This window comes from Streptomyces anthophorae, assembly GCF_049310305.1.
Lineage (GTDB): Bacteria > Actinomycetota > Actinomycetes > Streptomycetales > Streptomycetaceae > Streptomyces.
This window is the reverse complement of sequence record NZ_JBLWQQ010000001.1, coordinates 7436489-7449907: the sequence shown is the minus strand read 5'-3', so window position 1 is coordinate 7449907 and position 13419 is coordinate 7436489. Positions and strand designations below refer to the sequence as shown.

The following is a 13419-nucleotide window of genomic DNA, read 5'->3' as shown; positions in this document are numbered from 1 at the left end:
TACAGAGGGTGGGTGAGGGGCGAACTGCGGTGCCGCGCCTACTCCTTGACGCTTCCGGCGGAGAGCCCGGACTGCCAGTACTTCTGGAGCAGCAGGAAGGCGGCGATCAGCGGCACGATGGTGAGCAGCGAGCCGGTGAGCACGAGATGGGGGATGGCCTCGCCGCCGGCGGTCTGCGCCTGCTTGTTCCAGGAGTCGAGGCCGAGGGTGAGCGGGTACCAGTCGGGGTCCTTGAGCATGATCAGCGGCAGGAAGTAGTTGTTCCAGGTCGCGACCGTGGTGAAGAGCAGAACGGTGACGGTGCCGGGCGCGAGCAGCGGCAGGGCGACCTGGAAGAAGGTGCGCAGCTCGCTCGCGCCGTCGATGCGGGCGGCCTCCATCAGTTCGCTGGGGATCGCCTCGGTGGCGAACACCCACATCAGATACAGGCCGAACGGCGAGATCAGCGACGGGACGATGACGGCCCACGGGGTGTCGGTGAGCCCCATCTTGCTGAACATCAGGAACGTGGGGACGGCGAGGGCCGTGCCGGGCACCGCGACCGCTCCGATGACGACGGCGAACACGGCGCGCTTGCCGGGGAAAGCGAACTTGGCGAGCGCGTACCCGCCGAGGACCGCGAGGAAGGTGGCGCCGCCCGCGCCCACGACCACGTACAGGAGGGTGTTGATCAGCCAGCGGCCGAAGACGCCGTCCTGGTACGTGAAGGTCTCGGCGATGTTGTGCCAGAGGTCGAAGTCCGCGTCGAACCAGAGGCCGAAGGAACGGGCCAGGCCCTGCGGGGACTTGGTGGCGCTGATCAGGAGCCACGCCAGCGGCAGCAGGCTGTAGACGAGGACGACGCCGGTGAGCACGGTCAGCAGGAGGCTGCGCCGGGGACGGCCGGATGTCGAGGTGCGGCGCGGTGAACGCAGGCGCGGGGCCGCGGACCTGAGCGGTGCGGTGGGCCGTGCGGAGGTGGTGGTGGTCATCGCGCTCACGCTCCCTTGCGCATGCCGCGCAGCTGGACCACGTAGGCCACGATCATCGTGATCACGCCCATGACGATGGCGACCGTCGCGGAGTAGTTCTGCTGCTGGCCGGCGAAGGACAGCGAGTACGTGTAGAAGTTCGGGGTGTAGTCCGTCGTGATCGTGTTGGGCGCGAGCTTCTGGAGAATGGCCGGCTCGTTGAAGAGCTGGAAGCTGCCGATGATCGAGAAGATCGTGGCGATGACGAGGGCACCGCGGATCGCCGGGAGCTTGATGGCCGTGATGACGCGCCACTGCCCGGCGCCGTCGATCTCGGCGGCCTCGTACAGGGAGTGCGGCACGACGCGCAGCGCGGCGAAGAAGATCAGCATGTTGTAGCCGACGAACTCCCAGGTCACGATGTTGCCGAGGGAGGCGAGGACCAGGTCGGCGGAGAGCGGGTCGGGCAGTGTCGTGCCGAACGCGTCGTTGAGGTCGCCGACCAGGCCGTAGCGGGTGCCGTACATGAACCCCCACATGAGGGTCGCGACGACGGCGGGGACCGCGTAGGGCAGGAAGACGGTGATCCGGAAGAAGTCCTTGCCGTAGAGACGGCCGCTGTCGATGGCGAGGGCGACGAGCAGGGCGATGCCCAGCATGACCGGCACCTGGATCAGCAGGAAGAGCCCGACGCGGCCGACCCCGGCCCAGAACTGGGCGTCCTGGAGCGCCTGCTGGTAGTTGTCGAGGCCCACGAAGGTGGTGCCGCCGATGAGTTGTGTACGAAACAGGCTCAGGTAGACCGAGTATGCGAGCGGCGCCAGGAAGACCAGGGCAAAGACGAGCACGAAGGGGCCGATGAACCCCCACCCCGTCCACGAGCGGCGCCGCCTCAGGGCGACCGGCGGTTGCAGCGTGGTCATCTCGCGTCCCTCACTCGTCCGTGCGTCACAGGTCGCGATGTTTGCGTAAACATCCTTGGGCGTGAAGGGCCCGACAGCTGTTATGTTTGCGTAAACATTCGGTGGCGGCATGTCTACACTGCCCCGAGGAGGACGGTCAAGAGTCGGTGAGGGACACGGTGACACCCCAGGAGAGCGCCCCGCAGCGCGGCAGGCGCCGTACACAGAACGCGTCGATGGCCGACGTCGCCCGGGTCGCGGGCGTCTCGTCCCAGACGGTGTCCCGCGTCTCGAACGGCTTCCCCGGCGTCAACGAGGAGACCCGCGAGCGGGTCCTCGCCGCGATGAAGGAGCTCGGCTACCGGCCCAACAGCGCGGCGAGAGCCCTGAAGCGGGGCGATTTCCGCACCATCGGCGTCATCACGTTCACGCTGTCCACGACGGGCAACATGCGCACACTGGAGGCGATCGCCACCTCGGCCGCCCAGGAGGGCTACGCGGTCACGCTGCTCCCGGTCGCGGTGCCCACGCAGGACGAGGTGCGCGGCGCGTTCTCCCGCCTGGGCGAACTGGCGGTGGACGCGGTCATCGTCATCATGGAGGTCCACCTGCTCGACTCGGCGCGGCTGTCACTGCCGCCGCACGTGAAGGTCGTGGTCGCGGACTCCGACGCGGGCGACCGGTACGCGGTGGTGGACACGGACCAGGCGGGCGGCACCCGCGACGCGGTGCGCCACCTCCTCGACCTGGGGCACCGCACGGTCTGGCATCTGGCGGGGCCCTCCGAGTCGTTCGCGGCCCAGCGCCGAACGGACGCCTGGCGTACGGCACTTGAGTCCGCGGGCCGCGCCGTCCCGCCGCCCGTTCGGGGCGACTGGTCGGCCGAGTCGGGCTACCGCGCGGGCCTGCGCCTGGCCGAACAGGCCGACTGCACCGCGGTGTTCGCGGCGAACGACCAGATGGCGCTCGGCCTGCTGCGGGCCCTGGAGGAACGCGGGCGCAAGGTCCCCGAGGACGTCTCGGTCATCGGCTTCGACGACATCCCCGACTCGGGCTCCTTCCAGCCCCCGCTCACCACGGTCCACCAGGACTTCGCCGAGGTCGGCCGCCGCTGCGTGCAGAGCGCGCTGCGTCAGGTGCGGGAGAGCGAGGCGAAGCACGGGACGACGCTGGTGCCGACGCGGCTCGTGGTGCGGGAGAGCACGGCGGTGGCGCGGCGGGGGTGAGCCTCGCCGGGCGGGTCAGGCCGTGACGCCGAGGCCCTCCACCACGACGGCGCCCGGGAGTTCGGCGAGCGCCTTGCCCGGCACGATCAGCTTTCCGCGGCGCGTGCCGCTGCCGATGAGGACGTGCGGGAGGTCGACGACGGCCGCGTCCACGAGGACCGGCCAGTCGGCGGGCAGGCCGATCGGGGTGATGCCGCCGTACTCCATGCCGGACTCGCCGGTCGCGATGTCCATCGGGGCGAACGAGGCCTTGCGGGCGCCGAGTTGGCGGCGCACCGCGCCATTGACGTCGAGCTTCTTCGCGGACGGCACGACACAGGCCGCGAGGGTGGTCTCGCCGCCGCGCTTGCCCGCGACAACGACGCAGTTCGCGGAGGTGTCGAGCAGCTCGGGGCCGTAGTGCTCGACGAACGTCGCCGTGTCGGCCCACTCCGGGTCGGTGTCGACGTGGATCAGGTCCTGCGCGGGCACGGTGCCGCGCCAGGCGCGGACGGCGTCGGCCACGGGCCGGGTGAGCAGGTCGAGGGCGTCGGGGGCGGCAGTTGCGTGGTCGAAGGATCCGATGGGTGCGCGCATGGCGGCACGCTAACAGCCGCCGCCCCGGCGCCGACCGGGCGTCTCAGCGTACGAAAGGCACCGATACGGCCATGATCATCTCGACGTCCTCGGTCCCGTCGTTGCGGTAGGAGTGCGCGGTGCTCGCCTCGAACGAGACACTCGCCCCGGTGGGCACGGCGTGCGGGGCACCGTCCACGACGAGGGTCAGCTCGCCCGCGGTGACATGGACCAGTTCGACGGTGCCCTGCGGGTGCGGGTCGGAGTCGCTGCCCTCGCCGGGCACGAGCCGCCAGTCCCACATCTCCAGCGGGCCCTCGGACTCGGTGCCGGCGAGCAGCCGGTTGTAGCTGCCGGCCTCCGTGTGCCACAGGCGGACCACCTGGTCCTCGGTCACGATGCGGACGTTGGGGCCCTGTTCGTAGTCGAGCAGCGTGGTGATGCTGACGCCGAGTGCGTCGCCGATCTTGACGACGGTGCCGATGCTGGGGTTCGTGCGGGCCTGCTCGATCTGGATGAGCATGCCGCGGCTGACGCCCGCGCGGGCGGCGAGCGCGTCGAGAGTGAAGCCGCGCTCGGACCGCCAGTGCTTGACGTTGCGCGCGAGCGCCTGGTTCAGGAGGTCGAGGTCCGCCACGTTCCGTCCAGAGTCGGGGCCCGGGGCCCGGGGGCCGGGGAGGGTTGGGTCAATATTGTGGATGACAGCGTTCAGTTTGTTGAACTACGGTGTGGTGCACCACAGCGTCCAGCAAACTGTACTGCGAGGTTCGGCATGACAGCACTCTTCGCCCTGGCCACGAGTCTCCTGTGGGGCTTGGCCGACTTCGGCGGCGGGCTGCTGACGCGACGAACCCCGGCGCTCACCGTCGTGGTCGTCTCGCAGGCGATCACCGTGGTCGTGCTCGGCGTGGTCGTCGTCGCCACGGGTGGATTCCTCGAAGCGGGGCCGCAGTTGTGGTTCGCCGTCGCCGCGGGGCTCGTCGGGCCCGTCGCCATGCTCGCCTTCTACAAGGCGCTCGCGCTCGGGCCGATGGGCGTCGTCTCGCCGCTCGGCTCGATCGGGGTCGCGGTGCCGGTGGGGGTCGGGCTCGTGCTCGGTGAGCGGCCGGGGGTGCTCCAGTTCGCGGGGATCCTGGTCGCGGTCGTGGGGGTGGTGCTCGCGGGTGGGCCGCAGTTCAGGGGCGCGCCGGTGCAGCGGCAGGCGGTGCTGCTCACGTTGCTCGCGGCGTTCGGGTTCGGCGCGGTGATGGCGTTGATCGCGGAGGCGTCCACGACGCTCACCGGGCTCTTCCTCGCGCTGTTCGTGCAGCGGGTGACGAATGTCGTGGCGGGTGGGGGTGCGTTGTACGTGTCCGCGAAGCGGGGTGGGCGGGTGCTGCCGCAGGAGGGCGGGTGGCGGCTCATCCGTGCGTCGTTGCCGGCGCTCGCGTTCGTGGGGCTCGCGGATGTGGCGGCCAACGGAACGTATGCGCTGGCCGCGCAGGAGGGGCCGGTCACCGTGGCGGCAGTGCTTGCGTCCTTGTATCCGATGGTGACCGCGGGGGCGGCGCGGGTGGTGCTCAGTGAGCGGTTGCGGGGGGTGCAGGTTGCGGGGGCGGGGTTGGCGATGGTGGGAACGGTGCTGTTGGCCACGGGGTGATTTCGGCCGGGCGTGGTTGCGGCCACGGGGCTCCGCCCCGGCCCCCGCGCCTCAATCGCCGGCGGGGCTGATCTTGCCGCACCGGCGTTGCGGATTCGGGGCTCCGCCCCGTACCCCGCTGCTCAATCGCCGCAGGGGCTTAAATGATCCGGTCCCGCTTTGGGCAATCTGCCGCCTTGGGCGGCAGGGTGGGCAAGGCGGCGCACGGTGCGGCGCAACCGGGACGACGGGCGCCGACCCCGGCGAGGCGAAAAGCCACGCCGCCGCGGAACAGGGACGCGGGCGCCCGCCCCGGGTAGGCGAACCAGCCTCGGCGCCGCCGGAAACCGACGGGTCAGATGCGGTAGCGGCGCAACGCCGGTGCGGCCAGAGCCAGGATCAGCATCGCCAGGACCACCAAGAGGCCTCCCCCGGCGACCGCCGGGCGCGCGCCGAACGCCGATCCCGCCGAACCGTGCAACACATCCGCGAGCCGCGGGCCGCCCGCGACGACCACCGTGAACACACCCTGCATACGGCCGCGCATCTCGTCCGTCGCGGCGGAGAGCAGGATCGCACCGCGGAAGACCATCGACACCATGTCGGCGATTCCGGCCAGGGCAAGGAAGACGACCGCCAGCCACAGACTCCCGCTCAGCCCGAACCCGGTGATCGCGAGGCCCCACGCCACGATCGCCCCGATCACCATCCACCCGTGCCGCTTCGCCCGCGAGAACGTCCCGGAGAACAGTCCCCCGACCACCGCCCCGATCGGAATCGCCGCGAACAGCAGCCCGAGCGCGAGCCCCTCCCCGTACGGCGCGTAGGTCTCGGCGGCGAGCTGCGGGAACAGCGCGCGCGGCATGCCGAAGACCATCGCGATGATGTCCGCGAGGAAGGACAGCAGCAGCACCTTGTGCGTGGACATGTAGCGGAAACCGTCGACGATCTCGCGCACGCCCGCCCGCTTCTTCGCCGCCGCGACCAGCGGCGGCAGCGAAGGCAGCCGGTACACCGCCCACACGGTGACGCACAGCGCGACGGCGTCGATCAGATACAGCTCGGGCAGCCCGATCACCGGGATGAGGACCCCGGCGAGGAGCGGGCCGACGACCTGGCCGGTCTGCATCACCGTCGAGCCGAGCGCGTTGGCCGCGGCCAGTTGGCTCTCGGGCACGAGCCGCGCGATGGACGCGTTGCGGGCCGGCGCGTTGAGGCCCCAGAACGCCTGCTGCATCGCGAGCAGCACCATCAGCACGGCCACCGAGTCGAGCCCGGATATCGCCTGCACCCAGAACAGGACCGAGGTCACGGCGATGCCGGAGTTCGTGATCAGGAGCAGCTTGCGGCGGTCCATGTGGTCGGCGATCGCGCCGCCCCACAGCGCGAACACGACGAGCGGCACGAGCCCCGCCATGCTCGCGGCGCCGACCCAGGCCGACGACCCGGTGATGTCGAAGATCTGCTTGGGCACGGCGACCGCGGTGAGCTGGCTGCCGACGGCCGTCACGATGGTCGAGGACCACAGGCGGCGGTAGGCCGGAATGCGCAGGGGCCGGGTGTCCATGGCCCAGCGGCGCCAGCCGCGCGGCCCGGCCTCGGGCTCCGCGCCGTCGATGCCGCCAGTGGTCCTGCTGTCGTCGCTCGTCTCGCTCGTGTCCACGGCTTCCCTGATTGCTCGCTACATCTATCTGGTCCGGGGTTCAGTGTCCCAGGCGTCGTCGTCGAGTTCGGACAGAGCGAGCAGTTGGTCAGGTGTGACGCCCTCGGGTATCGCCCGCGGCGCCGGCGTCCTGAGCGGCGGCTGCCAGCCGGACTCCGCGTCCCAGCTCCGTACGACGCGTGCGGGCGCGCCCGCGACCACGGCGTGGTCGGGTACCTCTCCGCGCACGACGGCCCCGGCCGCGACCACCACGTTCCGGCCGATGCGGGCGCCGGGCAGGATCACCGCGCCGGTGCCGATCCAGCACCCGGGCCCGATCTCGACCGGTTCCATCCGGGGCCACTGCTTGCCGATGGGCTCGTGCGGGTCGTCGTACGAATGGTTCGTGGACGTGATGTAGACGTACGGGCCCATGTAGACGTCGCTGCCGATCCGCACCGTCGTATCGGCGATGACATGGCTGCCGCGGCCGATCACGACGCCGTCGCCGAGGGTCAGGATCGGGTCCTGGCCAAGGTCGAGGTCCGGCATCAGGCCCGCCGTCAGGGTCACCTGCTCGCCGATGATGCAGTGCGCGCCGAGCCGGATCCACGGTTCGCCGAACACCGTGCCCTGCGGGAACGCGAGCTTCGTGCCGTGCCCGATCGCGCCGAACCGGTGCCCGCCGGGCTGCCGCGCGGTGACCGCGCCCTTGCGCTGCACCCAGCGCCAACCGGCCTGTACGAGCCGGTGGCCGAGGCCACCCTTGTCACTCCGCTTGTTCGGCACGGCGACACGTTACCCACGCGTAGCATCCACCCCCACCTCGACGTCCTGTGATCTTCGCCCCACGGGTACCTTTCCCTTGGCGCGACGCATGCATGACACACACGGCATGACACACACCGCATGACCCGTACGACACGTAGGGAGCACAGACCTCATGTCCCACGAGGCACTCGTCACCGGCATCGGCGACAAGGAACCGAAGGTGGACCCGGAGGCGTTCGTCGCCCCGACGTCCGTGGTGATCGGCGACGTCACGCTGCACGCGGGGGCGAGCGTCTGGTATGGCGCGGTCCTGCGGTCCGAGGTCGAGCCGATCACGCTCGGCGCCGACAGCAACATCCAGGACAACTGCACGGTCCACGTCGACCTGGGCTTCCCGGCGACGATCGGCGAGCGCGTCTCCGTCGGCCACAACGCGGTGCTGCACGGCTGCACCGTGGAGGACGACTGCCTCATCGGGATGGGGGCGACCGTGCTCAACGGCGCGGTGATCGGGGCGGGTTCGCTGGTCGCGGCGCAGGCGCTGGTGCCGCAGGGGATGGTGGTTCCGCCCGGGTCACTGGTGGCGGGTGTGCCGGCGAAGGTGCGGCGGGAGCTGTCCGCGGAGGAGCGGGAGATGGTGACCCTCAACGGCACGCATTATGTGGAGCTGGCGAAGGTGCACAGGGGGGTGCACGAGTAGCGTTCGGCCTGCGAAGGGGTGCGGTCACGGGGCTCTGCCCCGGGTCCCGCGCCTCGATCGCCGGCGGGGCTCAATGTGCCGGCTCGGCCTCTGCCGCCTTCTCCTCGTGTTCCGCCACCATCTTCGCCGCGCGGCGCTTCACGATCAGCATCGAGCCGAGGCCGATCAGGACGGCCACGCCCAGGCCCACGTACGAGAACTTCTTGAGCCAGTCCTCCGCGACCACGCCCACGTAGTAGATGACCGCGGTCGTGCCGCCGGCCCAGACCACGCCGCCCAGGACGTTCGCGATGAGGAACTTCCAGTACGGCATGTGCAGGACGCCCGCGAGCGGTCCGGCGAAGATGCGGAGCAGGGCGATGAAGCGGCCGAAGAAGACGGCCCACATGCCCCACTTCTCGAAGGAGCGCTCGGCGGTGGCGACATGTCCGGGGCCGAAGTGCTTGGGGAACTTGCGGCCCATTTTGGCGAGCAGTGGACGCCCGCCCTTGCGGCCGATCGCGTACCCGATGGAGTCGCCGATGACGGCGCCCGCGCTGGCGCAGGCGCCGAGGACGAACGGGTTGACGTCGCCGTGCTGCGAGGAGAGCAGGGCGGCGGAGATGAGCACGATCTCGCCGGGCAGCGGGATGCCGAGACTCTCGACGCCGATCACCCCGGCCACCAGGGCGTAGACGGCGACCGCCGGAATCGTGTCGAGCCATGCCTGGACGTGCATCGACGTCGCCTCCCGTACCCACCAGTTGCTGCCTGTGCCCGGCGCGCGCTCCCCTCCGGTACGCGCACGCCGGGCAGCCTACCTGCTCCCTAGGACGCCGCCGCGTCCCACAAGGTGCAGTGATGCTCGCGATGAACCTGCGTCGAGAGTGTGATCCCGCCCACACCGGACGTCTTCAGGGACAGCACGTGTCCGGGTGCCCGCCGTTGGTCCGGCATGGCGGGCGCCCCGTCGGCCCGCGGGGCCTGGCCCCTGATGAACGAGCCCCAGTACTGCACCATCCGGTCGGCGAGCGCCCGCTGCTCCGCGTTGAGCGGGGAGTCGAGACCGAAGTGCTTGAAGAGGTACTGCACCTCGTTGACGTGCGTGGCCCCGAAGTCGAACGTCTTGCCCGCCTCCCTGATCGACGCGAACGGCGGTGAGGTGCGGTCCGCGAACTCGTACGCGTAGACCGGCGGCCCGCTCCCCGCGAGCCGCTCGTCGAGGCGGAGCGCCGGGCAGGCCATGAGCTGGTCGCCCTGGGCGGCGGCGTAGGCGTAGGTGGGCGACGCGTACTCGGAGAGCGGGTACGCGCGCAGGGCCTTCTCCCCCGTCTCCTTCCCGTATGTGTCGGTGAGCGCCTTCGGGTAGGCCTCGGCCGTGAGCGGCTTGCCCTGGCCGTCGTACGCGCCGTAGGCGAAGAGGCGGCCCTCGTCCTGGTTGGCGCCGTTGAGGACGGGCACATGTGCCGAGCGGCCCGCGGTGATCGCGGCGGCCGGCTGTTCGGGCAGGAAGGCGCCGCCGGTCACGGGCGCCCAGTCGAACCCGGCCTGCGCGTCCAGGATCTCCTTGGCCGACTTGCCGCGCAGGCACGCGACCGTGTCCGCCGCCGCACCGCACCCCGCCTTCTCCGCGAACCGCGCGCCCTCGGCGACGGCCGCACCGTGTGCGCGGGCCGCGCAGTCCCCGTACGCGCCGGACTCGATGATCCCGGCCCGGAACAGTCCGCGCCCGGTCGGCGACGCGAGCTGGGTGCACACCGAGCGGCCGCCCGCGGACTCACCGGCGATCGTCACGCGGTCCCGGTCGCCGCCGAAGGAGCCGATGTTGGCGCGCACCCAGCGCAGCGCCTGCTGCTGGTCCTGGAGGCCGAAGTTGCCGGACACCCCGTCGGACGCCTGCTTGTCGAGGCCCGCCGCCGCGAGGAAACCCATCGCTCCCAGGCGGTAGTTGACGGTGACGACGACCGTTCCCGTGCGCCGCGCGAAGGTGTCGGGGACGATGTCGGCGCCCGCGCCCGCGGTGAGCCCGCCGCCGTGCAGCCACACCATGACGGGCCGCCCCGCCGAGCCGTCCGGCGCGTACACGTTCAGGTCGAGGCAGTCCTCCGTATAGGTGGGGTCCCCGTAACCGGGGTCCCAACTCGACGCCTGTACGCATCTGTTGGAGAAGCCGGTGGCGTCGCGCACACCGCGCCAGGACTGCGCAGGACGGGGCTCCCGCCAACGCAGCTCGCCGACCGGCTGCTCGGCGTACGGGATGCCGAGGAACTGCCGCCCCTCGTCGGTGTGCTCGCCGCGCACCCAGCCGGACGTGGTGTGCGCCAGCGGGTCGTCGGACCGTTCCGTGGCGTGCGCGGGCACCAGGGCCGCGGCGGCCAGCGCCACCACGGCCGCGAGCACCACACGTATTCGACCGTGCCTCATGTCACTTCCCCTTCCGTCGCTCGATCACCGCGTCCGTGCGCTGGTGCAGGTCACCTGCCGAGGCGCCGAGCCACACGGCGCGCCTGCCGGTGCCGAGCGCCCAGCCGTGCCGCTCGCTGTCCCACGAGGAGAGGGTGCGGGGCGCGACGCGCACGGTGACCCGCCGCCGCTCCCCCGCCGCGAGGGCGAGCCTGCGGTACCCGCCCAACACCCGTACGGCCTGGTCGACTTCGAGGTCCGGCGACGGGCCGACGTACACCTGGGGCACGGCGATCCCCGCCCGCCACCCCGTGTTGCGCACGGTGAAGGCCACGTCCAGGCCGCGCCCGGACGTCCAGCGCGCGCTCAACTCCTCGTACGCGAAGGAGGTGTACGACAGGCCGTGCCCGAACGGGAACAGCGGCTCCACGCGCTGCGCGTCGTACCAGCGGTAGCCGAGGTGGATGCCCTCCGAGTACTCCTCGACGCGGTTCACACCGGGGTAGCGGCGCGGGTCCCCGGACATCGGGTGGGTGGCCTCGGAGGTAGGGAAGGACTGGGTGAGCCTGCCTCCGGCGTCGCAGTCCCCGTACAGGACGGCGGCGGTGGCGGCCGCGCCCTCCTGGCCGGGGTAGTACATCTGGAGCACGGCGCCCACCTGGTCGAGCCACGGCATGGTGATCGCCGAGGAGGTGTTGAGCACGACCGTCGTACGGGGGTTGGCCCGCGCCACCGCGGTGATGAGGGTCTCCTGGTGGTCGGGCAGGGCGAGCGACGTGCGGTCGGAGCCCTCGGTCGCGTCCTCGTAGGCGAAGAGCACCACGTTGTCCGCGCCGCGCGCGGCGCGGACGGCCGCGGCGACATCCGCCGCCCGCGTCGCCCCGGTCACCCGGCGCAGCCGGAACGTCTGTCCCTCGGCGCCGCCCTTCGCCGTGATCTGAAGCCGGTGCGAACCGGCCGCCAGTTCAAGGGACGTGCGGCGCACCGAAAGGCCGTCGGGGGCGGCGGCGACGAGGCCGCCGCTGAAGTGCTCGGCGCTGCCGGGCAGTTTGGGGAACAGTTCGGTGCCGTCGAGCACCACCTTGGGCCGCTCGCCCGAGTGGTGGACGACGAAGGTCCAGTCGTCGGCCTCGTCGGTGGTGAGCGTCCCGTCGTACGACCAGGTCTTCCCGGCCGCGACCCGCCGCTCCTCCAGGTCGGCGGCGGGGGCGAGCGCACCGTCGGGCAGAGCCTTGCCGTAGATGTCGCCGCCGAGCGCGTAGGCGGCCGAACCACCCCTGCGCGCACGGGACTTGATGGCCTGGTACGGGCTGTCGGCGTGGTCGGGGACGACGTGCGCGCTGCCGCCGCCGCTGACGAACGGGACGTAGCCGGTGACGCCGAGGACGGCGACGGAGCCGCCCTCGGGGAGCGGCAGGGTGCCGTTCCTGTTGTGCAGCAGGGTCGCGCCCGCCTTGGCGATGTCGAGGGCGACGGCCGCGCCCGCCGCCGCGTCCCGGCCGGGGCGGGGCGGCACCTTCCCGCCGAGCAGCCCGAAGCGGTCCATCACCGACAGGATCCGGCGCACCGCCCTGTCCACCTGCTCCTCGAGCACCGTGCCGTCCCGGACGGCCTTCTTCAGCGCGGCGCCGAACGCGAGCTCCCCCGGCATCTCCATGTCGAGGCCCGCGGCCATCCCGGCGACGGTGGTGTGTGCGGCGTACCAGTCGGTCATCACCCAGCCCGCGAAGTGCCACTGCCCGCGCAGGAGATCGTCGAGCAGTTCCTTGTTGTCGCAGGCGTAGGTCCCGTTGACCTTGTTGTAGGCGCCCATGACGGCGCCCGCGCCGACGCCCACGGCCGCTTCGAAGCCGCGCAGTTCCAGCTCGTGCATGGTCTGCTCATCGGCCCGTACATCGACCGACGTGCGGTTCTTCTCCTGGTTGTTGAGCGCGAAGTGCTTGACGGTGGCGATCAGGCCCTTGCCCTGGATGCCGCCGATCTCCTCGGTGACCATGTCGGCGGAGAGCAGCGGGTCCTCGGAGAACGTCTCGAAGTTGCGGCCCGCGTACGGCGTGCGGATCAGGTTGACCATCGGCGAGAGCAGCACGTCCTGGCCGAGCGCCCGGCCCTCGCGGCCGATGACCTCGCCGTAGCGGCGGGCGAGCGCCGGGTCGAAGGAGGAGGCGAGGAGGACGGGGGCGGGCAGGGCGGTGGCGTGCTTGGTGACGCGGACGCCCGCGGGGCCGTCGGCGAGGCGCAGCGGCGGGATGTCGAGGCGGGGGACGCCGGGGATGTAGCCGGCCTGGCCGAGATCGTGCGGGTCCTGCGCGCCGTGCAGGAAGGTGAGCTTCTCGTCGAGGGTGAGCCTGCCGAGCAGTGACTCGACGCGCGGTCCGGCGCCGCGTCCCTGCGGGGCGGCCGCGCGCGCGGGGCTCGGGAGGCCGGTGGTGACGGCGGCGGCGACCATGATCGCGCCGCCCATCCGGCGCAGGGCCGCGCGTCTGGAGACTTCGTCCGCGCTGTTTCCGCTGTGGGGCATGGGCTGTCTCTCCTCATTGCGTTCGAGCAGTAAACGCACTGTGCGACAAAACGGACTTGACGCATCGTTAGACACCGCGAAACCGAAGCGGAAACTATGACTGTCGTTGACTCGTGTCAACGGGTTGAACAAGAAACGCGAGGGGCGCCGAC

12 protein-coding genes are annotated in these 13419 nt (G+C 71.4%); 3 read left to right on the top strand and 9 right to left on the bottom strand.

Features of this window, described 5'->3' with window-relative positions; all coding sequences use genetic code 11:
• Positions 1 to 38: 38 nt before the first annotated feature.
• Entirely contained in the window at positions 39 to 971 is a 933-nt protein-coding gene (locus ACNYS0_RS33855; protein WP_422479092.1) for a carbohydrate ABC transporter permease, read from the bottom strand.
• 5 nt (positions 972 to 976) lie between these two features.
• Complete coding sequence (locus tag ACNYS0_RS33850) at positions 977 to 1873, bottom strand: carbohydrate ABC transporter permease (RefSeq protein WP_422479090.1); 897 nt, start codon at positions 1871 to 1873, stop codon at positions 977 to 979.
• 215 nt (positions 1874 to 2088) lie between these two features.
• Between ACNYS0_RS33850 and ACNYS0_RS33845 the strand changes: the two genes are divergently transcribed.
• Positions 2089 to 3078: a LacI family DNA-binding transcriptional regulator gene (locus tag ACNYS0_RS33845; RefSeq protein WP_422482850.1), complete on the top strand. Its 990-nt coding sequence runs from the start codon at positions 2089 to 2091 to the stop codon at positions 3076 to 3078.
• A gap of 15 nt (positions 3079 to 3093) precedes the next feature.
• Here ACNYS0_RS33845 and ACNYS0_RS33840 read toward each other — a convergent pair whose 3' ends face one another.
• Positions 3094 to 3654: a YbaK/EbsC family protein gene (locus tag ACNYS0_RS33840; protein ID WP_422479088.1), complete on the bottom strand. Its 561-nt coding sequence runs from the start codon at positions 3652 to 3654 to the stop codon at positions 3094 to 3096.
• Between the two features lie 43 nt (positions 3655 to 3697).
• A complete protein-coding gene (locus tag ACNYS0_RS33835) occupies positions 3698 to 4270 on the bottom strand; it encodes a helix-turn-helix domain-containing protein (protein WP_422479086.1) in 573 nt (190 codons plus the stop codon).
• Positions 4271 to 4405: 135 nt separating this feature from the next.
• On the opposite strand from ACNYS0_RS33835, the gene ACNYS0_RS33830 reads away from it, so the two are divergent.
• Positions 4406 to 5272: an EamA family transporter gene (locus tag ACNYS0_RS33830; protein WP_422479084.1), complete on the top strand. Its 867-nt coding sequence runs from the start codon at positions 4406 to 4408 to the stop codon at positions 5270 to 5272.
• A gap of 334 nt (positions 5273 to 5606) precedes the next feature.
• Here ACNYS0_RS33830 and ACNYS0_RS33825 read toward each other — a convergent pair whose 3' ends face one another.
• Positions 5607 to 6914 (bottom strand): MFS transporter, encoded by a 1308-nt coding sequence (locus ACNYS0_RS33825; protein ID WP_422479082.1) that lies wholly within the window; start codon positions 6912 to 6914, stop codon positions 5607 to 5609.
• A 24-nt stretch (positions 6915 to 6938) separates the two neighbouring features.
• Positions 6939 to 7682, bottom strand: a complete 744-nt coding sequence (locus ACNYS0_RS33820; protein ID WP_422479080.1) for an acyltransferase — start codon at positions 7680 to 7682, stop codon at positions 6939 to 6941.
• Between the two features lie 154 nt (positions 7683 to 7836).
• On the opposite strand from ACNYS0_RS33820, the gene ACNYS0_RS33815 reads away from it, so the two are divergent.
• On the top strand, positions 7837 to 8364 hold the full coding sequence (locus ACNYS0_RS33815) for a gamma carbonic anhydrase family protein (protein ID WP_422479078.1): 528 nt from the start codon (positions 7837 to 7839) through the stop codon (positions 8362 to 8364).
• Between the two features lie 70 nt (positions 8365 to 8434).
• On the opposite strand, the gene ACNYS0_RS33810 is transcribed toward ACNYS0_RS33815, so the two are convergent.
• From ACNYS0_RS33810 to ACNYS0_RS33800, 3 genes are all read right to left on the bottom strand, one after another.
• Positions 8435 to 9082: a DedA family protein gene (locus tag ACNYS0_RS33810; RefSeq protein WP_422479076.1), complete on the bottom strand. Its 648-nt coding sequence runs from the start codon at positions 9080 to 9082 to the stop codon at positions 8435 to 8437.
• Positions 9083 to 9171: 89 nt separating this feature from the next.
• Positions 9172 to 10767, bottom strand: a complete 1596-nt coding sequence (locus ACNYS0_RS33805) for a carboxylesterase/lipase family protein (protein ID WP_422479074.1) — start codon at positions 10765 to 10767, stop codon at positions 9172 to 9174.
• Position 10768: 1 nt separating this feature from the next.
• Complete coding sequence (locus ACNYS0_RS33800) at positions 10769 to 13267, bottom strand: beta-glucosidase family protein (RefSeq protein WP_422479072.1); 2499 nt, start codon at positions 13265 to 13267, stop codon at positions 10769 to 10771.
• Between the last annotated feature and the right edge of the window lie 152 nt (positions 13268 to 13419).